A 22,810-nucleotide genomic window follows, 5' to 3' on the forward strand; every position below is an offset into this window, starting at 1 on the left:
GGAAGGGGGGCCACCCCAGCCCGGCCGGCTCCGTTCGTTCGATGCCTTAGTCGGGAGAATCCATGTACGTAGTTCGTCCGGTAGAACCAGCGGATGTCGGCGCCCTCGAGACGCTGCTTGCCGCGTCCACGCCGGGAGTGCACACCCTGCCGCGCACGCGCGAGAAAATCGCCGCGTTCGTGGAGCGATCGGTGGCGTCGTTCGCCGCCCACGTCGACATCCCCAGCGAAGAGTCCTACCTGTTCGTGCTCGAAGACGTCGACAGCCGCGAGCTGGTCGGCACCGCCGCGATCCACGCGTCGGCCGGTTCGAACGGCACCTATTTCGCGTTCCGCAACGATGTGATCCAGCAGGTCTCGCGCGACCTGAACATCAGTCACAGCGTGCACGCGCTGACCCTGTGCTCGGAGCTGACCGCGTATTCGCAGCTGTCCGGCTTTTATATTCGCGACCGCGACACGGCCCGGCGCGAAGCGGCGCTGCTGTCGCGCGCGCGCCTGCTGTATGCCGTGCTGGCGCCGCACCGCTTCGGCGACCGTTTCTTCGTGCCGCTGGCCGGCGTTACCGACGAAGGCGGCCAGTCGCCGTTCTGGGACGCACTGGGCCGCAAGTTCTTCAAGATGGATTTCCTCGATGCGGAGCGCACGATCGGCGGCGCCCGTAACCGCACGCTGATCGTCGAGCTGATGCCGCACTACCCGGTGTACGTGCCGCTGCTGCCCGGTCCCGCGCAGGCCGTGATGGGCCAGATCCACCCGAGCGGCGAACTCGCGTTCGACCTGCTGACGGAAGAGGGCTTCGAGGCCGACGAATACATCGACATCTTCGACGGCGGCCCGATCCTGCAGGCGCACAAGCACGCGCTGCGGTCGTTCTCCGGCTCGATGGTGAAGAAGGTCGCGAACGCCGAACTGCAGCCGCCCACGCGCGGTGGCAAGGCCGCGATGGTGAATTACGCGGTGGCCAGCAGCGAGCGCAAATTCCGCGCGATCGTGCTGCCGTGCGACCCGGCCGAGAGTTCCGAGTCCATCTGCCTGCCGCCCGCGGCACGCGACGCGCTCGGTGCCGCGACCGGCGACAGCGTCATCTGCGTACGCATCTGATGCACAACCATGAGGAACCCATGCTCGTAATCCGCGCAATCACCCTGAACGACATCGATCCGCTGATCGAGATGGCGCGCCAGGTCGGCAGCGGCATGACCACGCTGAAGCCGGACCGCGCCATGCTGGGCGAGCGCGTCGAGACCGCGGTGGCATCGTTCGCGCAGACGATCCCGCCCGAAGAACGCGACTACATGTTCGTGATGGAAGACACGTCCAACGGCCGCCTGGCCGGCGTGTGCGCCATCAAGGCCGCTGTCGGCCTCACGGAGCCGTTTTATAACTACCGCATCGGCACGCTGGTGCACTCCAGCCGCGAACTGGGCGTGTTCACGCGCATGGACACGCTGTACCTGTCGAACGACCTGACCGGGTCGACGGAACTGTGCTCGCTGTTCCTGATGCCGGAATACCGCACGGGCTACAACGGCAAGTGGCTGTCGAAGAGCCGCTTCCTGTTCATGGCCCAGTTCCAGCACCTGTTCACGGAAAAGATCATCGCCGAGATGCGCGGCTACCAGGCGGAGGACGGCACGTCGCCGTTCTACGAAGGCCTCGGCCGCCACTTCTTCAAGATGGATTTCAACCACGTCGACGGCCTCACGGCGCTCGGCAAGAAGTCCTTCATCGCCGAACTGATGCCGCGCCAGCCGCTGTACGTGGCGTACCTGCCGGAAGACGCGCAGGCCGTGATCGGCCAGGTGCACCGCTCCACGCTCCCCGCGAGGAAGCTGCTGGAACAGGAAGGCATGCACTACGAGGGCTACGTCGACATCTTCGACGCGGGCCCCGTGCTGCAGGGCCGCGTGGCCGAGCTGCGCGCCGTGCGCGACAGCGTGCTGGCCACGGCCGAGGAAGGCCAACCGGAAGGCGAGTGCGAAGTCACGCTCGTCTCCAACACGAAGCTCGACGATTTTCGCATGGTCCTTACCCAGGCCTGCGACGGCGGCCGCAAGGTCGCGCTATCCGTGCGCGAACTCCAGTTGCTGCATTGCCAGCCGGGCGACCCTATTCGCTCGCTGGCCCTCAACGTAAGGAAAAACAATGGCTAAAGAATTGAGCTCTAACTGCGCTAACTACATCGGCGGCGAATGGCTGGCCGGTTCCGGTCCGCAGCTCGACACGATCGACCCGTCCACCGGCCGCCAGACCTGGACCAGCAACGAATCCACGGCAGAGGATGTGGACCGCGCCGTGAAAGCCGCGCGCGCCGCGTTCGAAGACTGGGCGCTCACGCCGCTCGAACAACGCATCGCCATCTGCCAGCGCTTCCGCGACCTGCTCAAGGAGCACAACGAGGAACTGGCCGCGATCATCGCCGAGGAAGTGGGCAAGCCGTTGTGGGAAGCCCGCACGGAAGTGACGACGATGGCCAACAAGGTCGACATCTCCGTGCAGTCGCATGCCGCGCGCACGGGCGAGACGGCCGCCAAGGTCGCCGACGGCAATGCCGTGCTGCGCCACCGTCCGCACGGCGTGTTCGGCGTGTTCGGCCCCTATAATTTCCCCGGCCACCTGCCGAACGGTCACATCGTGCCGGCGCTGATCGCGGGGAATACGCTCGTGTTCAAGCCGAGCGAATACGCGCCCCGCACCGCCGTGCGTACCGTGCAGCTGTGGGAACAGGCCGGCCTGCCACGCGGCGTGCTGAACCTCGTGAACGGCGGCCGCGCGACCGGCGTGGCACTGTCGCAGCATCCGGACGTGGACGGCATCCTGTTCACCGGCAGCAGCCAGACGGGCGTCGCGCTGCATAAACAGTTCGGCGGCCAGCCGGGCAAGATGCTGGCGCTGGAAATGGGCGGCAACAACCCGCTCGTCGTGTGGGACGTTCAAAACATCGACGCGGCCGTGCACCACGCCGTCATGTCCGCGTTTATCTCGGCCGGCCAGCGTTGCACGTGCGCGCGCCGCCTGATCGTGCAGGACACGCCGCAAGGACAGGCGTTCATCGACCGTCTCGTGGAAGTCGCCGCCAAGCTGGCCGTCGGCCCGTCGAATGCGGAGCCGCAGCCGTTCATGGGGCCCGTCGTCTCGGCCGCCGTCGCGAAGCGCCTCGTGCAGGCGCAGGAAATGATGGAAGCGCAGGGCGGCAAGGTGCTGCTGCGCATGCGCCAGCTCGACCCGAACGCGGGCTTCGTCACCGCCGGCATCGTCGACGTCACCGACGCGAAGGGCATCCCGGACGAAGAGTGGTTCGGACCGCTGCTGCAGATCGTGCGCGTGGCCGATTTCGACCGCGCCATCGACGCCGCCAACGCCACGGAGTACGGCCTCGCCGCCGCGCTGCTGTCGCCGTCGGAAGACCTGTGGAAGCGCTTCGCGATCAAGGCGCGCGCGGGTGTCGTCAACTGGAACCGTCCGACGACGGGCGCCGCCAGCTCCGCGCCGTTCGGCGGCGTGGGCAAGTCCGGCAACCATCGTCCGAGCGCTTATTACGCGGCCGACTACTGCGCGTACCCGGTCGCTTCCATCGAAACCTCCGAACTGGACATGCCGGCCAAGCTGTCGCCCGGTCTCACCTTCTGAACGATATGCGCAACGCACGCGAATTCAATTTCGACGGCCTCGTGGGCCCGTCGCACAACTACGCCGGCCTCTCGTTCGGCAACGTCGCCTCGTTCAACAACGTGCGCAGCGCGTCGAACCCGCGCCAGGCCGCGCTGCAGGGCCTCGCGAAGATGCGCGCCCTGGCCGCGCGCGGCTTTGCGCAAGGCCTGCTGCCGCCGCAGGCGCGTCCGAACTTCCGCCTGCTGCGCCGCCTCGGCTTTTCCGGCACGGATGCGGACGTGCTGGCGCAGGCCTACCGCGAATCGCCCGTGATCCTGGCCTGCGCCTACTCGGCATCGCCGATGTGGACGGCGAACGCCGCCACCGTCAGCCCGTCGGCCGACACGGCGGATGGCCGCGTGCACTTCACGGCCGCGAACCTGAACAATAAATTGCACCGCGCCGAAGAGCACGTGCAGGCGACGCGCACCCTGCGCGCCCTGTTCGCGAATCCGGATCGCTTCGTCGTGCACGATCCGCTGCCGTCGACGCCCGCATTCGGCGACGAAGGCGCCGCCAACCACACGCGCTTCGCCAGTGCCCACGGTGCGTCCGGCGTCGAGTTTTTTGTCTACGGACGCGTCGAGTTCGACCCGTCCGCACCGGCACCTGTGAAATACCCGGCCCGCCAGACGCTGGAAGCGTCGCAGGCCGTCGCCCGCCTGCACGGCCTGGACGCGGCACGCACGGTGTTCGCGTCGCAGAATCCGGCCGTGATCGACCAGGGCGTGTTTCATAACGACGTGATCGCGGTCGGCAACGGCAACGTACTGTTCTACCACGAGCAGGCGTTCGCCGACGAAGCATCCACGCTGGATCTGCTTCGCCGTGCGCTCGGCGTCACGGGCACCGATTTGCGCGCCGTGCGCGTCGACACGGGCGTCGTTCCCGTCGCCGACGCCGTCGCCAGTTACCTGTTCAACAGCCAGCTGCTGTCCAAGCCGGACGGCGGCATGGCGCTCGTCGTCCCGCACGAATGCCGCGAGACGGCGACCGTGGCGCGCTACCTGGAGCAGCTGGTGGCTTCCGGTGGCCCGATCGACGAGTTGATCGAATTCGACCTGCGCCAGAGCATGCGCAACGGCGGCGGCCCCGCGTGCCTGCGCCTGCGCGTGGTGCTCACGGACGAGGAAGCGGCCGCGATGCACCAGGGCGTGCTGATGACGGAAGACCTGTATGCACGCCTCGTGCCGTGGGTCGAGCGTCATTACCGCGACCGCGTGGAGCCGAAGGACCTGGCCGACCCGCAGCTGGCCATCGAGTGCGCGGCCGCGCTGGAAGACCTGGAACGCATCCTGGGCTTGCCCGGTCTTTACGACCTTTCATGATTTAATAGCGAATCGTTTCCGGAGACAGGAAGCATAAGAGATCTGGACGGGACAACCCTGTCCGTACCAGCCGGGAACATGTGGCCACAAGCCGCGCCGAACCCGGCGCAACAACCAGCTTTTGGAGAAGCTAAAAATGAACAAAGACATGCCTCACGATCTGCGCACACAAACCCTCGCGCTGGTCAATGAGAACAAGCCGGCCGACGCCTCGGAACAAGTGGGCGCGCTGATCGGCGCCTGGATCGGCGCCCTGGACGAGGACGACCTCGCCGGCATCGATCCCCGCAACCTCGCCGCCATCCTGTGGGATGCCTTCGCCCAGGTGGCGCAGCGCACGACGGACGGCTGCCAGATCGCGCAGATGCGTTATACGGACGGGCGCTGCGGCATGTCGACCGCCCTGCTGATCCTGAACGAGGACATGCCCTACCTCGTCGACTCGTTCGTGATGGCGCTGCGCCGCCAGCGCGTCGTCGCGTCGGGCGTGCTGAATACGGTGCTGCCCGTGCGCCGCGACGATGCCGGCCGCGTGGTCGCCGTCGGCGAGACCGGCGCGCCGCTGGAATCCTACGTCCTGTGCCTGCTGGCGGAAGACCTGCCGCAGGACGAACTCTCCGAACTCGTCGCGCGCATCCAGATGGTCGCGCGCGACGCCGCCATCGTGCACCGCGACGCCGTCGCCATGGCCGACCGCATGACTGCCGTCGCCGCCGCGGCCAGCGCGCAAGGCACCCCGGGCGGTCAGGAAGTCGCCGCCTTCCTCGACTGGGCCAAGAACGAAGGCTTCGAACCGTTCGGCTACGCCTATTACTTCGTGAAGCCGGGCGTGCGCGAGCTGGAACGCGACATCCCGAGCCGCATCGGCGTGCTGCAGGACACCACGCATCCCGTCTACGGCACCTGCCTGCAGAACATCCCGGGCGACTTCGAGATCCTGTCCAAGCGCGACGAGACGCTGTCGATCGTGAAGGCCGACGTGGCCGGCACCCTGCACCGCGACCAGCCGCTGGACTTCATCGGCGTGCGCGACACCGACACGCAGGGCAATACCATCGGCGAGCACTGCTTCGTCGGCCTGTTCACCCGCGCCGCCACGTCGACGCCGCTGGCGCGCCTGCCGTTCGCGCGCGGCCGCGTGGCGAAAGTGCTGTCCATCGCCGGCGTGCGCCAGGAAGGCTTCCGCGCCGAGAAATTCCTCGAGATCCTGGAATCGCTGCCGCGTACGGAAGCGCTGGAAGCGGAGCCGGACTGGCTCGCCCAGGTGTGCAGCTCCGTCGTCTCGCTGTACAAGCAGCCGCGCGCGAAAGTCTTCGCCCGCCGCGACGTGTACCAGCGCCACCTGAACGTCCTCGTCTACCTGCCGCGCGAGCGCTACAGCGCCGCCGTCGTCGCCGCGCTGGCGCAGGCGCTGAAGGACAGCTCGGGCGCCGTCGACGTGCGCACGCAGACCCTCGTCGCCGACGGTCCGCTGGCCCGCGTCTACCTGATCGCCCAGGCCGCGCGCTATCCGCTCGACCTGGAAACCGACATCCAGAAACCGCTGCTGTCCGTGCTGGACGGCTGGCATGACCGCTACACGGCGCTGACCGACACGGTGGAAGACGTCCCGACCCGCAACGCGCTGCGCAAGATCCTGCCCACGCTGCCCGTGAACTACGTGGCCGCGACGGCACCGGAAATCGCTTTCCGCGACGTGAACGCGATCATCGCGAACGGCGAGCAAGGCCACGTGTCCGTCCGCATCGAGACGGATGAAGCGGGCGTCACGTCGCTGCGCCTGTATTCCACGAATACGATGCCGTCGCTGTCGCGCATCCTGCCGGCGCTGCAGAACGCCGGCGTCGCCATCGACCGTGAGCAGAGCTTCTGGATCGACACGGCCGACGGCACCCGCCGCTACATCACGAGTCTGATCGTCGACGCGGATTCCGCCGCCAAGCTGGCGAAACCCGGCGTCGCCGACGTGGCGGACGAGCTGTTCGCCGCACTGTTCAACGACGAAGCGGAAGACGGCCGCCTGAACGGCCTCACGATCGAAGGCGGCCTGTCGATGCGCGAAGTGCAGCTCGTGCGCGCCTACATCAGCTACTGGCGCCAGGCCGGCAGCAAGTTCTCGACCCGCTACATGGCCGAGACGCTGCGCCCGCGCGCGAGCCTCGTCAAGGAACTGGTGGAAGGTTTCGCGCTGCGCTTCGACCCGAAACGCAGCGCCGAAGAACGTGCCGAGGGCGACGCCAAGCTGGCCGCGCTGAAGGCCGGTCTCGCCAAGGTCAACCACGCCGACACCGAGGAAATCATGGCCGCACTGGTCGACCTCGTGATGGCGACGGTGCGCACCAACTATTATCAAAACGACGGCGAGAAGATCATCTTCAAGCTCGACACGAGCCACCTGGCGCTCGTGCCGGAACCGCGTCCGTTCCGCGAGATCTACGTGTTCTCGCGCCGCTTCGAAGGCGTGCACCTGCGCGGCGGCCCGGTCGCCCGCGGCGGCCTGCGCTGGTCGGACCGCATGGAAGACTACCGCACCGAAGTGCTGGGCCTTGTGAAGGCGCAGATGGTCAAGAACGCCGTCATCGTGCCGGCCGGTTCGAAGGGCGGTTTCGTCTGCAAGCAGATGCCGAAGGATGCGGCGCGTGACGTCGTGGCGGCCGAAGGCGAAGCCGTCTACCGCCTGTTCATCGCGAGCCTGCTGGAAGTGACGGACAACCGCGTGCGCGGCGAGATCGTGCCCCCTAACGACACCGTGCGCTACGACCAGGACGACCCGTACCTCGTGGTCGCCGCCGACAAGGGCACCGCGACGTTCTCCGACATCGCCAACAGCATCGCCGTCTCGCGCGGCTTCTGGCTGGGCGACGCGTTCGCATCGGGCGGTTCGAACGGCTACGATCACAAGAAGATGGGCATCACGGCGAAGGGCGCGTTCGAAGCCGTCAAGCGTCACTTCTACGAGATGGGCCATGACATGAGCACGACCCCGGTGACGATGGTCGGCGTGGGCGACATGTCGGGCGACGTGTTCGGCAACGGCGTGCTGCTGTCGCGCCAGCTGAAAGTGCTGGCCGCGTTCGACCACCGCCACATCTTCCTCGACCCGAATCCGGACGTCGTCGTGTCGTTCAACGAGCGCAAGCGCATGTTCGCGTTGCCTCGTAGTTCCTGGGAGGACTACGACAAGGACCTGATCTCGGAAGGTGGCGGCGTGTTCCCGCGTACGGCCCGCCATATCGAGCTGTCGCCGCAGGTGCGCGACGCGCTGGCCATCGAAGAGACGTCGCTGACGCCTGAAGAACTGATGCACCGCATCCTGCTGGCGCCGGTCGACCTGTTCTACAACGGCGGCATCGGCACCTACATCAAGGCCTCCACGGAGACCCACGCGCAGGTGAAAGACCGCGCCAACGACAACATCCGCGTCAACGGCAACGAGCTGCGCGTAAAAGTCGTGGCGGAAGGCGGCAACCTGGGCGCCACGCAGGCCGGCCGTATCGAATTCGCGCTGGCCGGCGGCCGCATCTTCACGGATGCGATCGACAACTCGGCCGGCGTGGACTGCTCCGACCACGAAGTCAACGTCAAGATCTGGCTCGACACCGAAGTCAACGCGGGCCAGCTGGACGAGGGCGAACGCAACCGCCTGCTGACCGAGATGACGGGCGATATCGAGAAGCTGGTCCTGCGCGACAACACGCTGCAGACGCACCTGCTGGTGCGCGAGGCACAGGCGCAAACGAACAGCGCGGTCGTCGACGGCTACGCTGCCCTGATCGCGAGCCTGGAGGTGGAAGGCGCCGTGTCGCGCGAGCTGGAACAGCTGCCGGGCGAGACGGAACTGCAGCGCCGCAAGGCGCTCGGCCTGGGCCTCACGACGCCGGAACTGGCCGTCGTCGTCGCCAACGTCAAGAACCGCTTCAAGCGCGTCCTCGCCGCGCTGCCACTGACGGAACAGCCGTGGGCCGAGACCATCCTGCGCCCGTATTTCCCGGCGCAGCTGGTCGCCACGCGCGATCCGCTGGCACACCCGCTGGCCAACGCGATCCTCGCGACCGTGCTGGCCAACGAATCGGTCAACCGCTGCGGTCCGCTGATGCTGCGCGACCTGGCGCTGGAACACCGCATCGACGACGCCGAAGTCGTCAAAGCGTGGGGCCAGGCCTGGGCCGCGCTGCACCTGGCGCCCGTGTTCGAGGCACTGGACCATGACGCGCTGGTCGTGCCGCGCGACGTGTCGCAGACCGTCGACGTCCGCACCCGCGTGATGCTGCGCACCGTGATCGAAGGCGTGCTGTCGCTGCCGGCGGAACAAGCCGGTGCCGGCGGCATGGAAGAGCTGTCGAACCTGTTCGCCCAGCCGGAACAACTGCGCCAGCTGATGCCGGCGAAATCGGAAGCGGACAGCCACGCCGGCCTGTCGTCGTCGTTCGTGCAGGCGTGGAAGGCCGTCGATACGGTCGAATCGCTGGCCGCGTTCCTGTTCGCGGCCGTCTCCGTCCAGCGTCCGCAAGGCATGTCGCTGGCCGAGTTCCTGCGGGTCGGCATGCTCCTGCGCGAGCAGGCGGGCATCGACACCCTGGAGCGCGGCCTCAAGCTGCCGGCCACCAGCAAGTCGCAGGAACAGCTGCGCAACTACGCGCTGCAGGCCCTGCGCCGCACGCAGCAACGCCTGTTGACGGAAGTGCTGGCGGCAAGCCGCTCCACATCCGACATGCAGTCGGCCGTGCGCGAGCTGACCGCGGCGATGGGGCTGTCGGCCGGCTACGTCCAGCCGACGGACCTGGAGCAGGCGATGCTGGCCGTGTGGTCGCTGTCGGAAGGCTCGAGCCCGGACCGCATCGCATCGGGCACCGCGGCGTCCACCGTCGCCACCACCGTCGCGAACGTGGCGTAAGCGATGGCGGCCACCTTACCGAAGGAAATCCGGGCGCTGGCCGAAGGCGACTTCGGCGAGGTAGCCGCCCGCTTCGCGCAAGCCGGCTTCACGGTCGGCCAGCCTGCGAAGGGTGTGCTGACCGTGAAGACGGCGACACCAATGCCGGAGCGTCCCGCCGTGCTGCTGTCGGTGGGCGTGCACGGCGACGAGACGGGGCCGATCGAGATGGTGGCCTACGCCATCGAGGCCCTGTCGCGCACGCCGGGCGAGCTCGCGGTGGACCTGATGCTCTGCGTCGGGAACATCGACGCCATCGCGGCCGGCAAGCGCTTCATCGACGCGGACCTGAACCGCATGTTCCGCGACCAGCGCGGAGATCTCGCCGGCACCTTCGAAGCAGGCCGCGCGGACACGCTGATCGCAGCCACGGCTGCATTCTTCGAAAGCAGCGGTCCACGCCGCTGGCACCTCGACCTGCACACGGCGATCCGCGGCTCGCGTTATCCGCGCTTCGCCATCGTGCCGGAACTGATCGCGGAGACTCCCCGCCGCGAGCTGATCGAATGGCTGGGCCTCGGCGGCATCGAAGCCGTCATCATGAACCCGGCGTCGGCCGGCACGTACAGTTGGTGGACGGCCGAGCGGCACGGGGCCGCGGGCACGACCGTCGAACTGGGGCGCATCGGCACGCTGGGGCAGAACGATCTGTCGCAGTTCGCGGCCATGGCCTCGGCCCTGGACGGTCTGCTGCGCGGGCAGGCGCAGGCGGGCGGCAACCAGCCCATCGTGTTCGACACGGCCCAGTCGATCACCAAGCTGTCCGATGCGTTCACCATGAGCTTCGGACGCGATACCGAAAACTTCACGCCGTTGAAAAAGGGCGAGGTGATCGCGCGCGACGGTGATACCGTTTATACCGTTCAGCACGACGAGGAGTGCGTCGTGTTTCCGAATCCCGATGTGCGCGTGGGGTTGCGGGCAGGGATCATGGTGGTGCGCGCCGGCTGAAAGCGCGTTTTTCTCATGCGCGCTAGACTATCCCTTTGACCGCAAAGGGGAGTGTGTACCCATGAGCAAGCTGTTTTCTCCGATCCGGCTCGGCCCGCTCGAGCTGGCCAACCGGATCGCCATCGCGCCGATGTGCCAATACTCCGCCGACCGTGGCTACGCCACCGACTGGCACATGATCCACCTCGGCCACCTCGCGCTGTCCGGTGCCGGCCTGCTCATCATCGAAGCGACCGCCGTGACGGAGGAGGGGCGCATCACCTATGCCGACCTGGGCCTCTGGTCCGACGAGCACGCGGCCGCGCTGGAGCCCGTTGTCAATGCGATGCGCAAGCATGCACCCATCAAGATCGCCATCCAGCTCGCGCACGCGGGCCGCAAGGCGTCGAGCGAAGTGCCGTGGCATGGCGGCGCGAATCTTCCGGTGGACCATACGGACGGCTGGCAGACCGTGGCGCCGTCTGCGCTCCCGCATGCGGAGGGCGAGACCGTGCCGCTGGCGCTCGATGCGGCCGGCCTGCAGCGCGTGAAGGACGGTTTTGTCGCTGCCGCGCGCCGCGCCGATGCGCTGGGGCTGGACGCCATCGAACTGCACGGCGCCCACGGCTATCTGCTGCACCAGTTCCTGTCGCCGCTGTCGAATCGACGCGACGATCAATACGGCGGCTCGCTGCAGAACCGCATGCGCTTCCCGCTCGAGGTGTTCCAGGCCGTGCGCGAGGCCGTGTCGCCCGAGATGGTGGTCGGCATGCGCATCTCGGCCAGTGACTGGGTCGATGGCGGCTGGGACCTGGAACAGAGCCTCGTGCTGGCGCAGGAACTGGAGCGGCTCGGCTGCCAGTTCATCCACGTGTCGAGCGGCGGCGTGTCGCCGCACCAGAAGATCCCCGTCGGTCCGGGCTACCAGATCGAGTTCGCCGCGCGCATCAAAGCGAACACTCCCATGCCGACCATCGGCGTGGGCCTGATCACGGAAGCGAAGCAGGCCGAGACCATCGTGCAGACGGGCCAGGCCGACCTGGTGGCGCTGGCGCGCGCGATGCTGTACGACCCGCGCTGGCCGTGGCATGCGGCGGCGGAACTGGGTGCGACGGTCAGCGCGCCGCCGCAGTACTGGCGCTCGCAGCCGCACGAACACAAGCATCTGTTCGGCGATACGCGCCTGGGCCAGCGCTGACGGTCGTCGCGGAATTCCTCCGTTCGTTCCGCGTTTTACGCCGTCCGTCGCACGCAGGCGGACGGCACCGGATGCCCTTGCTACAGTGGCATGGTCAATAACAACAAGGCCATCCACCATGCGTACTTCACTCGCCATCGCCATCACCTGCGCCATCCTCGGCGGCTGCGCCATCATCGTCGCGCCGGGCGGCGAGGGCGACTACCAGGTCCGCACGCCATTCTCCAGCGATTCCATCGAAGGCAACGGCCTGCCGGCGCGCGACGAGCGCACGATCGCCACCGTGCCGGCGCTGGAGGTGAACGGCACGATCACGGTCGACGTGCGCGTGGGCCCGGCCACCTCGCTGGTCGTGGAGGCGGACAGCAACCTGCTGCCGTTCATCCGTACGGAGCTGCGCGGCGACCGCCTCGTCATCGAGAAGGAGCGTTCGTTCCGCACCAATAACCCTGTGCGCGTGACCTATACCGTGCCGCGGCTCGCCAGCGTGCGTCACGACGGGTCCGGTCACCTGTCCGTGCAGGACCTGAACGGCGGACCGCTGGTGGTGGAAGGGCGGGGATCGGGATCGGTGCTGCTGACGGGCCGCGTATCCAGCCTGGATGTCACGCAGAACGGCTCGGGCAGCATCGACGCGACGACCTTGCAGAGCGGCGGCGGCAACCTGTCCCTGAACGGGTCCGGACGCGTGGTCGCGGGCCGCATGCAGGGAGAACGCGTGACGGCGAACCTGAACGGCTCGGGCCAGCTGCGCGTGACGGGCGCGGTGAGCAGCCTGGCGGCACGCTCGAACGGTTCCGGCCACCTTGACCTGGCGGATCTCGTCAGCGAGCAGGCGGACCTGTCGTCGACGGGATCGGGCGGCATGACCGCGCACGTGCGCCAGTCGCTCGTCGCGCAGAACGGCGGCTCCGGCGGCATCCGCGTCTATGGCAACCCGTCGCAGCGGACCGTGAGCGGAAAGCTCATCCAGGTCGTGAATTAAAAAAGCCGGCGCGAAGGCCGGCTTTCTCGTTACAGCAGATGGTCGAGCAGCTCCGGCCCGAACACCTCGCGGTGCAGGCGGCCGGCCGGCACGCCCGCGTTCAGGAGGCCCAGCCACTGGGCCTGCATGAACTTGTGCGGACCGCACAGGTACACTTCGGCTTCTTCGCGCGGCCATGTCGGCAGCTTGGCCACGTCCATGCGGCCTTCGATGACGCCTGCAGCACCTCGTGCATCTTCGTGGAAGGTCACGACCGACAGGTTGGGCATCGCGGCCTGCAGCGCGTCGACTTCCACGCGCAGCGCGTGATGGCCGGCGTCGCGTGCGGCGTGCGCGAAGATCACGCGGCGCTGCGGATTCACCTGCGCCACGCGCTTCAGCGCGGACACCATCGGCGTGACACCCACGCCGGCCGACAGCAGCACGAGCGGCGCGTTGCCCTCCGTCTCCGGCAGGAATTCGCCGAACGGGTGCGACACCTGCAGCGTGCTGCCGACCTTCACGTTAGCGTGCAGCCAGTTCGACACTTCACCGGCTGGCGTGTCGGCCACGCCGTCCTCGCGCTTCACCGAGATGCGCAGGTTTTCGCCATTCGGCGCATCCGACAGGCTGTACTGGCGCAGCTGGTGACGGCCGCCCGGCAGGTCGACGGCGACGCTCACGTACTGGCCCGGCTTGAACGCGGGGACCGGCTTGCCGTCAGCAGGGACGAAACGGATCGACAGCACGTTGACGGATTCCGTCTTGACTTCTACGACGCGCATCGGACGGGTCTCGCCCGGCTGGATGCCGGCCGTGCTGTACAAATTCGCTTCCGCTTCGATCAGGAGCTTGGCGAGCGAGTTGTACGCTTCCTTCCAGGCGTCCAGCAGCGGTGCCGTGGCGGCGTCGCCCAGCGTCGTGGCGATGGATTCCAGCAGGTGCTTGCCGACGATCGGGTAGTGCTCGGCGCGGATGCCGACCGACACGTGCTTGTGCACGATGCGCTCGACGACGGGACCCAGCGCGCCCGGATTGCCGATGTTGGCCGCGTACGCGAACACTGCCGATGCCAGCGATTGCTGCTGCGCCCCACTGGCCTGGTTCCCCATGTTGAAGATGCGGGTCAGTTCAGGATGCGCGCCCAGCATGTTCGTGTAGAACAGCTTGGTGATCGTCAGGCCGTGCTGGCGCAGGACGGGGACGCTGGCATCGATGTAGGGGCGGGAAGCTTCCGAAATCATGGTGGTTCCTTTAATTATGCATTTAAAATGCAGATTTAAGATTCAAAAAAAGGCCCGCACGGCGGGCTTGCCATCAATACTAAAGTTACTCCTCACTCACCGGCTCGGGCAGGGCCATGGCGGTTTTCGCAGCCGCGCCATCCCAGAACATGCGGTGCATGCGCACGACCTGTTCGCCCGTGCTGCCGGCCGTGGCGTGGGCCAGCGTGTAGCGGTCCATCGCCTCGTAGAAGGCCCGCATGCCGGCGCGCAGCATGCCGCGCAGCTGGCAATCCATCTTCAGCGCGCAATCCGTGCCCTCGCAGTCGACCAGCTCGTCCTCTTCGCCTTCCAGCTTGCGCAGCACCTGGCCGATCGTCAGCGTGGCGGGGTCGGCGGCGAGGCGCAGCCCGCCGTTGCGTCCACGCGTCGCCTGCACCCAGCCCAGCTTGGCCAGTTGCCCGACCACTTTGACCAAGTGGTTCAGCGGGATGTCGAACTGCTTGCCGATCTCGGCCACGGTCACCGGATGCGGACGTTCTCCCGCCCGTTCCAGATAGATCAGGACACGCAGGCCAATATCGGAGAATCGGGTGAGTCGCATCGGATAAGCTCAGTGGTTACGAGCGTATTCTACCTTCTTGGGCGTATTCTACCTAAATCTGCATTAAAAATGCATGTTTAAAGAAAGTATTTTTTTACCGCAGTGAAAGCTGCCACGGAACTGGCCCTATAATCGCGGACTTTGGATACACAACAGCGCTACCCGCGCGAAGAGGACGACGCCTTGAACCAGACCCTGGGCCAAAAGCTCATTCGCACCAAGACATCCGAGCCCAAGCTCGAAGACGGCCACGCCCACGCCCTGGGCCGCTCGCTGGGCCTGTTTCCCCTGACGATGATCGGCGTCGGCGCCACCATCGGCACCGGTATTTTCTTCACGATGGTGGAAGCCGTGCCGAAGGCCGGTCCGGCCGTCGTGCTGTCGTTCCTGATGGCCGCCATTACCGCGGGTCTCACGGCGCTGTGCTATGCCGAACTGGCCAACCGCGTGCCGGCCGCCGGCTCCTCGTATTCCTTCGCCTACGCCACCGTGGGCGAGTTCGCGGCGTTCATCGTTGCGGCCTGCCTGCTGCTGGAGTATGGCCTCGCCGCCAGCGCAACCGCCATCGGCTGGTCGGACTACCTGAATAACTTCCTGCAGAACGCGCTCGGCTGGCAGATTCCGGATGCGCTGCGCTCGCCGCTGGTCGTCGCGGGCAAGAACGGCGGCGTCGAATTCCACACGGGGCACATCAACCTGCCGCCGATCCTGCTCGTCGTGCTGTGCTGCGTGCTGCTGATCCGCGGCACCAGGGAGTCGGCGACGACGAACGCCATCATGGTGCTGATCAAGCTGGCGATCCTCGTGTTCTTTTCCGCGATCGCGCTGTCCGGCTTCGACATCAACAACTTCCACCCGTTCGTCTGGCCGGCGGACGGCAAGGGCGTTGGCGGCCTGGCCGGCGTGACGGCGGCCGCGGGCACGGTGTTCTTCTCATTCATCGGCCTGGACACCATCGCCACGGCCGGCGAAGAGGTCAAGGACCCGACGCGCGACGTCCCGATCGGCATCCTCGCCGCCCTCGGCATCGTCACGGTGTTCTACATGCTGGTCGCGATCGCGGCCCTCGGCGCCCAGCCGGCGTCGATGTTCGCGGGCCAGGAAGCGGGCCTCGCCGTGATCCTGCAGAACGTGACCGGCAAGGCATGGCCGGCGCTCGTGCTGTCGGCCGGCGCCGTGATCTCCGTGTTTTCCGTGACGCTGGTGACGATCTACGGCCAGACGCGCATCCTGTACGCCATCGCCAAGGACGGCCTGGTGCCGAAGGCCTTCCGCACCGTGAATCCGCGCACGCAGTCGCCGGTGACGAACACGCTGATCGTCAGCATCGCCGTGGGCGCCGTGGCGGGCCTCGTCGACTCGACCTTCCTGTGGGACATGGTGAGCATGGGCACGCTGGTCGCGTTCATGGTCGTGTCGATCGCCGTGCCGGTCATCCGCCGCAAGCAGGGCGAGACGGGCCGCAAGGGCTTTCGCGTGCCGTTCGGGCCTTGCCTCGTGCCGGGGCTGTCGATTCTCGCCTGCCTGTATCTCGTCGGCGGCCTGTCGAGCACGACTTATACCGTGTTCGCCATCTGGATGGCGGTCGCCATTCTCACGTATTTCGGTTACGGGATTCGCAACAGCCGGTTGAACAAGGCCGATGCGGCACAGGCAGAGCTGACGCACTGACCTGACCGCGAACGCCTACGTTTTTATGCCGTTGGTCTTATTTCGCCAGCGGCCTCACATACGTCAGCAGGCTGACGAGCGTCTTGCCCGGCTCCTCCCACGGCACCATGTGCGCCGAACGCTCGAACCACACAGCCTGTTTCGACGGCGCCTTCACCTGCTTGAGCCACGCCTCGGTCGGCGCCGTCGGCGTCGTGTAATCGTGCCGGCCCAGGAACATCACGACCGGGATCGGGAACGCCTTCACGTTCGAAAAATCCACCTGCACGAACTCCGGCAAAATGCGGCCCAGCGTGAGCAGGTTGCCCTGGTCGATGTCCTTCACCTGTTTCGCATCGTATTCCGGCGACAGGCGCGGGCCGTCGAAGTAATAGGCCGACTCGCTGCGGTAGGCGCTCAGGCCCCCGTAGTACTGCGGCCACTTGCGCGCGACGATGATGCGTTCGCGTGTGATCGGCTGGTTGCCGGGGTAGGGCGCGATCGACTGCAGGTCGCGCAGCGCTTCCTCGTTCTTGTGCTGTTTCGCCTGTTCCAGCGCGTAGTCGAAGCTGATGCGTTCGTTCTCGCGCACGCTGATCACCTGGCCCATGCCGACGTAGGCATAGAATAAATCCGGACGCTTCAGCGCCGCCTTCATGCTCACGATGGTGCCCCAGCTGTGGCCCATCAGGATCAGCTTCTTCTTGCCGTAGCGCTGGCGCAGGTGCTCGGCCACTTCGATGGCGTCGTCGACGTAGCGGTCGATGCGGATCGTGTCCGCAACCTGCGCGGTATCCGTCTCGCCATAGGTCTTGCCGGCGCCGCGCTGGTCCCAGTTCGCGATGGTGAAGTATTCCTCGAGCGGGCGCTCGAACTGCCACAGGGTCGGCGTGACGGGCGCCGCGGGGCCGCCGTGCACGAACAGGATCATCGGGTTGTCGCGCTCCTGGCCGCGCACGGTGAGCCACTGGTCGATGCCGCCGATGCGCGTCTTGTACGATTCCTGCACGCCGTGCGGCGCGACGATTTTATCGAGGTCCGCCACGATGGCGCGGGCTTGCGTCCATGCCTGTGCCTTCGCATCGTCCTGGGCGCGCACGTCCGCGCATGCGATGGCAAGCAGTGCCCAGATCCAGATCCGCTTCATTTCCGTTCTCCTTATGCGTGATGTGCAGGCAGTGTAAAGGGAGGGGCCCGGGCCGGCAGGCGCGATGGCATGGACTGCGCATTGCGCGGTATGAGATGCAGATGGCGCGGATGGAATACTTGATACACTTGTCCGACTACCAACATAACGAAGATACCCGCCATGAACACACAGCCCCAGCGAACCCGCAACGACATCCTCCCTCCGCAGGTGGAATACCTCAGCGCCATCCTGCCGGACGATCCGTTATTGATGATGGGCGCCGGCCCGGTACCGATCCCCAGCGCGGTCGCCCGCGCGAATTCGCTGGTCATCAACCACCTGGGCGAGACGATGGCGAAGATCATCACCCAGGTCAAGGACATGGCGAGATATGTCTTCCAGACCCGCTCCAACTGGGTGCTGGGCGTGGCCGGTCCCGGATCGGCGGCGATGGAAATGGCGATCTGCAATCTGGTGTGGCCCGGTACCCGCGTCCTTTCGATCTGCAATGGCTTCTTCAGCGGCCGCATGGCGGAAATGAGCCGCCGCGCGGGGGCGGACGTCGTCACGATGAACGAGATCTTCCCCCACTCGATGTCGCTGGACCGGCTGGAAGCGCTGCTGGACGAACACCAGCCGCACTGCCTCACGCTCGTCCAGGGCGAAACGTCCAACACCACGTTCACCAACAACGTGCAGGCCATTGCGCGGCTGGCGAAATCGCGAGGCTGCCTCGTCATCGTCGATGCCGTCTGCACGCTCAGCACGACGCCGTTCGAGATGGACAACTGGCAGGTGGATGCCGTGATCACCGGCGGCCAGAAAGGGCTGTCGTCGATTCCCGGCGTATCGCTGCTCGCGTTCTCCGACGCCGCATGGAGCCGGATCCGCGAACGGCCGACGCCGAATACGCACTGGTGCCTGGACGCCCTGCTGGCCGAGAATTTCTGGCACAAGGCGTCGTACCACTACACGGCGCCCGTCTCGGGCGTGCTGGCGCTGCACGAAGCCTTGCGCCTCGTGTGCGAGGAAACGCTGCCGGTCAGGTTTGCCCGCCACCTGCGCTGTTCGACCGCGCTGCAGGACAGCATCGAGGCGATGGGCCTGTCCCTGTTCGCGCCCGTGGAATCGCGGCTCAACTCCGTCGTCGGCATCAACCTGCCGGAGGGACTCACCAACCAGGCCGTCTGCTCCACGATCTCCAGCCGTTATCAAGTCGAGATCTCGGGCTCCTTCGGGCTGCCGATCGTCAGGATCGGGCAGATGGGCGAACAGTGCCGCGCGCACCACCTGTTCCGCACCGTGCACGCGCTGGGCAGCACGATGCGCGACCTGGGCGCGACCGTCGATCTGCCGGCCGGCATGGCGGAACTCGAGAACTCGCTGCAGCGCTCCAAGGCCGACTGATCACAACACGCCCATCTCCTTGAGAAGGCTGTCCGCATGGTCGACCTTCTCCATGTTCCACAGGATGTAGCGGATGTCGACCAGGATGTCGCGCGTGGCCGGCGGGTTGAAATCCCAGTCGGAGATGATGGAGTCGAGCGTGACGTCGAACGCGAGGCCCACCAGTTCGCCGCGCGCGTTCAATGCGGCGGAACCCGAGTTGCCGCCCGTGATGTCCAGCGTGGCGAGGAAGTCGACGGGGACGGTGTTCAGCTTCGGATCGGCCCAGCGGCCGAAGTCCTTCGCGCGGATGGCGGCCAGCTGGCGCGCCGGCGCATTGAATTCGCCTTCGCCGGTGTGCTTGGCGACGACGCCTTTCACCGTCGTGAACGCGGTCCATGAGCCGGTGCCGTCGGCGCCGTAGTCGCGGCCCTTGACGTTGCCGTACGTGACGCGCAGCGTGCTGTTCGCATCCGGGTACACGGCTTTTCCCTTGCTGTTCAGGTACGCGATCTTCGCTTTCATATAGCTGGCGTAGGTCTTCTGGATGCTTCCCGCCAGTTCGTCCTCTTCCGCCTCGTGCTTCATGTCGGCGTCGTACATCGCGACGGCGGCCTTGATGAAGCTGTCGTTGCTGGCCCTGAAGTCCTGCGGGGTCTTCGTCAGCCAAGCCATGCGCTGGTCCTTGTCCTGCAGGTGCGAGCCCGCGTAGATGCGGTCCAGCGCCGTTTTCAATTCGGTTTCGGACATGCCCGGCCGGATGCCCAGCGCGCTGTCGAATGCAGCGTCGTGCTGGTCGACGGGCTGCGCGTTGTACTGCTTCAGGAAGTTCAGCACGAGGGCCTTGTCGACCTTCTCGTCGTACGTGCGGTCCTGGCCGCCGATGACGGACGTCAGGCGCGGCAGGTCGCGCTCCTGGTAGCCGGACTTGCGCTCGACGTCCGGCTTCGTGCGCTCGTTGGCCAGGCGGTACAGGGTGCGCGCCGAGTTCAGGAAGCGCGGCATCGAATAGCCGAGGAAGAACTCGCGCCGGGAGTCGGCGTCGCGCCGGGCGATCAGCTTTTCGGCCGCTTCGATGTCGGCGCCGAATGCCGCCTTGCGCTGCGGGTCCGCATCGACCCAGGCCTTCAGCGCATTGTGCTCGGCCGTCTTGCGCGCCAGGATGTCGCTGCCTTCGTAGTTGGCGATCATGCCCTTGCGGTTCTTGTAGTAGTTGTTGACGCTCGCGATCTGGCCCGCGTACTTCAGGCGCGCGGCCGGATCGTTCTTCGTCTCGCGTTCGATGACGGCCAGCGTCTCGCCCGAGGCCTTCACGAACGCGGGGTAATTCCAGTCGAACGTGAACGCCACTTCCGACGGCAGGCGGTGCCGGTTCGTGCGGCCCGGGTAGCCGAGGGCCATGACGAAATCGCCTTCCTTCACGCCATCCTTCGCGATCCTGAGCCACAGCTTCGGACGGTAGGGGACGTTGTCCTTCGCGTAGTCGGCAGCCTTGCCATCCTTGCTGACGTACGCGCGATAAAAGCCGTAGTCGCCCGTGTGGCGCGGCCACATCCAGTTGTCGGTGTCGCCGCCGAACTTGCCGATGCCGACCGGGGGCGCGTGCACGAGGCGCACGTCGCGGATCTCGAGCTGCTTGATGCGGTAGAACTCGAGGCCGCCATAAAAACTCGCGACGGTGCAGCGGTAGCCGGCGTCCTTCTCGCATTCCGCGACGAGTGTTTTCTGGTTCTTCTCCATCGCATCCAGGCGCGCCTTGCCCGTCAGCGTCGCGACGTCCGGCGTGATCACGCGCGTGCTGACGTCCGCGACTTCCTCCGTCACGAACACGCGGCTCCCCGGCGCGGCGGGCAATTCGTCGGCCATCGTCTTCGCCAGGAAGCCGTCGGCGAGCAGGTCGCGCTGCGGCGTGGCGTTCACGGCCACGCTGTTGTACACGCAGTGGTGGTTCGTGATCACGAGGCCTTGCGGCGACACGAACGACGCCGAGCAGCCGCCCAGGCTCACGATGGCGCCCATCGGGAATTCGGTCAGCCGGGTGAGGGTGCTCGGGTCGAGCTTGAGGCCGGCGGTCTTGAGTTGCTTGGCGATGTGCGGCAGCTGCTGCGGCATCCACATGCCTTCGTCGGCCCGGGCGGAAAACGAGATGAGAATCGCGAGCGAAATCAGGGCCTGTTTCATTGCTTGTCCTTTACAGCTGCGCCCCGATCAGGTCGGCCAGCTTGCCGCCGATTTTTTCCATGAACGGGCGGTTCTGCCACGCCTGCAACGTGATGGGGCGCGCGTGTTTCCAGTCGTCTTCGAAGACAGCCTCTTGCTGCTTGGCAAAGTCGGGATCGAGCACGTTCAGGTTGGCCTCGTCGTTGAGGATGAACGAGCGGTTGTCGAAATTGGTGGAGCCCACGGAGACGAGCAGCGAATCCACGATCAGCGCTTTCACGTGGTACATCGTCGGCTGGAACTCGGCCATCTTGACGCCGGCTGCCAGCAATTCACCCCAGCGCTCGCGCGAGGCGGCGCGCACGACGTCGGAATCGATGATGGGGCCCGGCGTGATGATGCGCACGTCCACGCCCCGTTTCGCGGCCGCGACCAGCGCCTTCACGGCCAGCTCGTCCGGCACGAAATACGAGTTCGACAAGTGAATCGTGCGGCGTGCGGCCGTGATGGCCAGCAGATACATCAGGTGCATGCTCTCGCTGCCGCCGGTGGGCGAGCTGGAGAACATCTGCGCGGGCATGTCGCCCTGCGCGACGAGTGCGGGGAAGTAGGCGGGGCCGTCGAGGATGGCGCCTGTCGCCTTGGTCCAGTTGTCGTTGAACACGGCCTGCATCTGGCCGACGACCGGACCTTCCACGCGGAAATGCGAATCGCGCCAGTGCTCGGGATCCTGGGCGTTGCCGCGCCATTTGTCGGCGATGCCGACGCCGCCCGTGAAGCCGACCTTGCCGTCGACGATCAGGAGTTTGCGGTGCGTGCGGTTGTTCAGGCGCGCCAGCTTCCACCAGACGGGCTTGTGGTAGCGGTGCAGTTCGACGCCGGCCTTGCGCATCTCGTCGAGCGACGCGTCGTCGATCTTCATGCTGCCGATCCAGTCGAGCAGCACGTGCACCTTGACGCCGGCGCGCGCCCGTTCCGACAGCGCGTCCGTGAATTCGCGGCCGATCGTGCCTTCCCAATAGATATAGGTTTCGAAGCTGATGGACTTCTGCGCCGAGCGGATCGCGTCTAGCATGGCGGGAAAAATCCTGTCGCCGTTGAGCAGCACCTCGGCCTTGTTGCCCTCGATGATGGGCGGGCCCAGCAGCACGCCCAATGAGCGGCGGAATTGCGGATCGTCCGTGTCGTACAGGCGCGTGAGTTGCGTGTCGATCTTCTTTTCGCCGGGCGCAAAGTTCAGCACGAGCAAGCCCGCCACGAGGGTGGCGATGCAAGTAATGAGGACGACGATGGGGCGTTTGATACGCATGAGTTCGGCTTTACGACGTAAAAAAACCAACGCCGATCGACGTTGGTTTTCAGAGTGGGCCTTGCACCTGCTTAGCGGACGCGGCCGCGACGCAGCAGATTCACGATTGCGAGCAGAATCACGGCACCCAGGAACGAGACCAGCAGCGACGACACACTGAAGTCATCGGAATTGATCGTACCACTACCGAACAGCGGGGACAGCAGCCAGCCGCCCAGGAAGGCTCCCACGATACCGACCACGACATTGAGAATCATGCCTTGCTCAGCATCCGTCTTCATGACCATGCTGGCGAGCCAGCCGAGCACACCACCAACAACGATCCAGATAATGAATAACATGT

16 protein-coding genes are annotated in these 22,810 nt (G+C 66.2%); 10 read left to right on the forward strand and 6 right to left on the reverse strand.

The window, feature by feature from the left end:
- Positions 1-62 precede the first annotated feature (62 nt).
- The 8 genes from P0M04_RS10940 to P0M04_RS10975 all read left to right on the forward strand — a co-directional run bounded on the left by P0M04_RS10940 (position 63) and on the right by P0M04_RS10975 (position 13,027).
- Positions 63-1,103, forward strand: coding sequence for an arginine N-succinyltransferase (locus tag P0M04_RS10940; protein ID WP_259450515.1), 1,041 nt, complete (start codon positions 63-65; stop codon positions 1,101-1,103).
- Between the two features lie 20 nt (positions 1,104-1,123).
- Positions 1,124-2,155 carry an arginine N-succinyltransferase gene (gene astA, locus P0M04_RS10945; protein ID WP_259450516.1) on the forward strand — a complete coding sequence of 344 codons (1,032 nt, stop codon included), beginning with the start codon at positions 1,124-1,126 and terminating at the stop codon, positions 2,153-2,155.
- Positions 2,148-3,632 carry a succinylglutamate-semialdehyde dehydrogenase gene (gene astD / locus P0M04_RS10950; RefSeq protein WP_259450517.1) on the forward strand — a complete coding sequence of 495 codons (1,485 nt, stop codon included), beginning with the start codon at positions 2,148-2,150 and terminating at the stop codon, positions 3,630-3,632. Before astA ends, astD begins: the two co-directional genes overlap by 8 nt.
- Before the next feature lie 5 nt (positions 3,633-3,637).
- Positions 3,638-4,981: an N-succinylarginine dihydrolase gene (astB, locus tag P0M04_RS10955; RefSeq protein ID WP_259450518.1), complete on the forward strand. Its 1,344-nt coding sequence runs from the start codon at positions 3,638-3,640 to the stop codon at positions 4,979-4,981.
- Positions 4,982-5,117: 136 nt separating this feature from the next.
- Positions 5,118-9,875 (forward strand): NAD-glutamate dehydrogenase domain-containing protein, encoded by a 4,758-nt coding sequence (locus P0M04_RS10960; protein ID WP_259450519.1) that lies wholly within the window; start codon positions 5,118-5,120, stop codon positions 9,873-9,875.
- A 3-nt stretch (positions 9,876-9,878) separates the two neighbouring features.
- Positions 9,879-10,865, forward strand: coding sequence for a succinylglutamate desuccinylase (locus P0M04_RS10965; RefSeq protein ID WP_259450520.1), 987 nt, complete (start codon positions 9,879-9,881; stop codon positions 10,863-10,865).
- A 61-nt stretch (positions 10,866-10,926) separates the two neighbouring features.
- Complete coding sequence (locus P0M04_RS10970) at positions 10,927-12,042, forward strand: NADH:flavin oxidoreductase/NADH oxidase (protein ID WP_259450521.1); 1,116 nt, start codon at positions 10,927-10,929, stop codon at positions 12,040-12,042.
- 118 nt (positions 12,043-12,160) lie between these two features.
- Positions 12,161-13,027 carry a head GIN domain-containing protein gene (locus tag P0M04_RS10975; protein ID WP_259450522.1) on the forward strand — a complete coding sequence of 289 codons (867 nt, stop codon included), beginning with the start codon at positions 12,161-12,163 and terminating at the stop codon, positions 13,025-13,027.
- Between the two features lie 29 nt (positions 13,028-13,056).
- On the opposite strand, the gene P0M04_RS10980 is transcribed toward P0M04_RS10975, so the two are convergent.
- Together P0M04_RS10980 and P0M04_RS10985 are read right to left on the reverse strand one after the other, a co-directional pair.
- Positions 13,057-14,250, reverse strand: coding sequence for a globin domain-containing protein (locus P0M04_RS10980; protein WP_259450523.1), 1,194 nt, complete (start codon positions 14,248-14,250; stop codon positions 13,057-13,059).
- Positions 14,251-14,335: 85 nt separating this feature from the next.
- The gene (locus P0M04_RS10985) at positions 14,336-14,833 is read right to left on the reverse strand and encodes an RrF2 family transcriptional regulator (protein WP_259450524.1); all 498 of its coding nucleotides are present in this window, start codon (positions 14,831-14,833) and stop codon (positions 14,336-14,338) included.
- A 183-nt stretch (positions 14,834-15,016) separates the two neighbouring features.
- Here P0M04_RS10985 and P0M04_RS10990 point away from each other — a divergent pair, with 183 nt between their 5' ends.
- On the forward strand, positions 15,017-16,504 hold the full coding sequence (locus P0M04_RS10990) for an APC family permease (RefSeq protein ID WP_259450525.1): 1,488 nt from the start codon (positions 15,017-15,019) through the stop codon (positions 16,502-16,504).
- 37 nt (positions 16,505-16,541) lie between these two features.
- Here P0M04_RS10990 and P0M04_RS10995 read toward each other — a convergent pair whose 3' ends face one another.
- The gene (locus tag P0M04_RS10995) at positions 16,542-17,630 is read right to left on the reverse strand and encodes an alpha/beta fold hydrolase (RefSeq protein WP_259450526.1); all 1,089 of its coding nucleotides are present in this window, start codon (positions 17,628-17,630) and stop codon (positions 16,542-16,544) included.
- Between the two features lie 162 nt (positions 17,631-17,792).
- Between P0M04_RS10995 and P0M04_RS11000 the strand changes: the two genes are divergently transcribed.
- Positions 17,793-19,019, forward strand: a complete 1,227-nt coding sequence (locus tag P0M04_RS11000) for a pyridoxal-phosphate-dependent aminotransferase family protein (protein ID WP_371877350.1) — start codon at positions 17,793-17,795, stop codon at positions 19,017-19,019.
- Here P0M04_RS11000 and P0M04_RS11005 read toward each other — a convergent pair whose 3' ends face one another.
- From P0M04_RS11005 to P0M04_RS11015, 3 genes are all read right to left on the reverse strand, one after another.
- On the reverse strand, positions 19,020-21,179 hold the full coding sequence (locus P0M04_RS11005; RefSeq protein ID WP_259450527.1) for a S46 family peptidase: 2,160 nt from the start codon (positions 21,177-21,179) through the stop codon (positions 19,020-19,022).
- A gap of 10 nt (positions 21,180-21,189) precedes the next feature.
- On the reverse strand, positions 21,190-22,467 hold the full coding sequence (locus P0M04_RS11010) for a phospholipase D-like domain-containing protein (protein WP_259450528.1): 1,278 nt from the start codon (positions 22,465-22,467) through the stop codon (positions 21,190-21,192).
- 71 nt (positions 22,468-22,538) lie between these two features.
- Positions 22,539-22,808, reverse strand: a complete 270-nt coding sequence (locus P0M04_RS11015) for a GlsB/YeaQ/YmgE family stress response membrane protein (RefSeq protein WP_036234577.1) — start codon at positions 22,806-22,808, stop codon at positions 22,539-22,541.
- Between the last annotated feature and the right edge of the window lie 2 nt (positions 22,809-22,810).

Source organism: Telluria mixta (assembly GCF_029223865.1).
Classification (GTDB): domain Bacteria; phylum Pseudomonadota; class Gammaproteobacteria; order Burkholderiales; family Burkholderiaceae_D; genus Telluria; species Telluria mixta.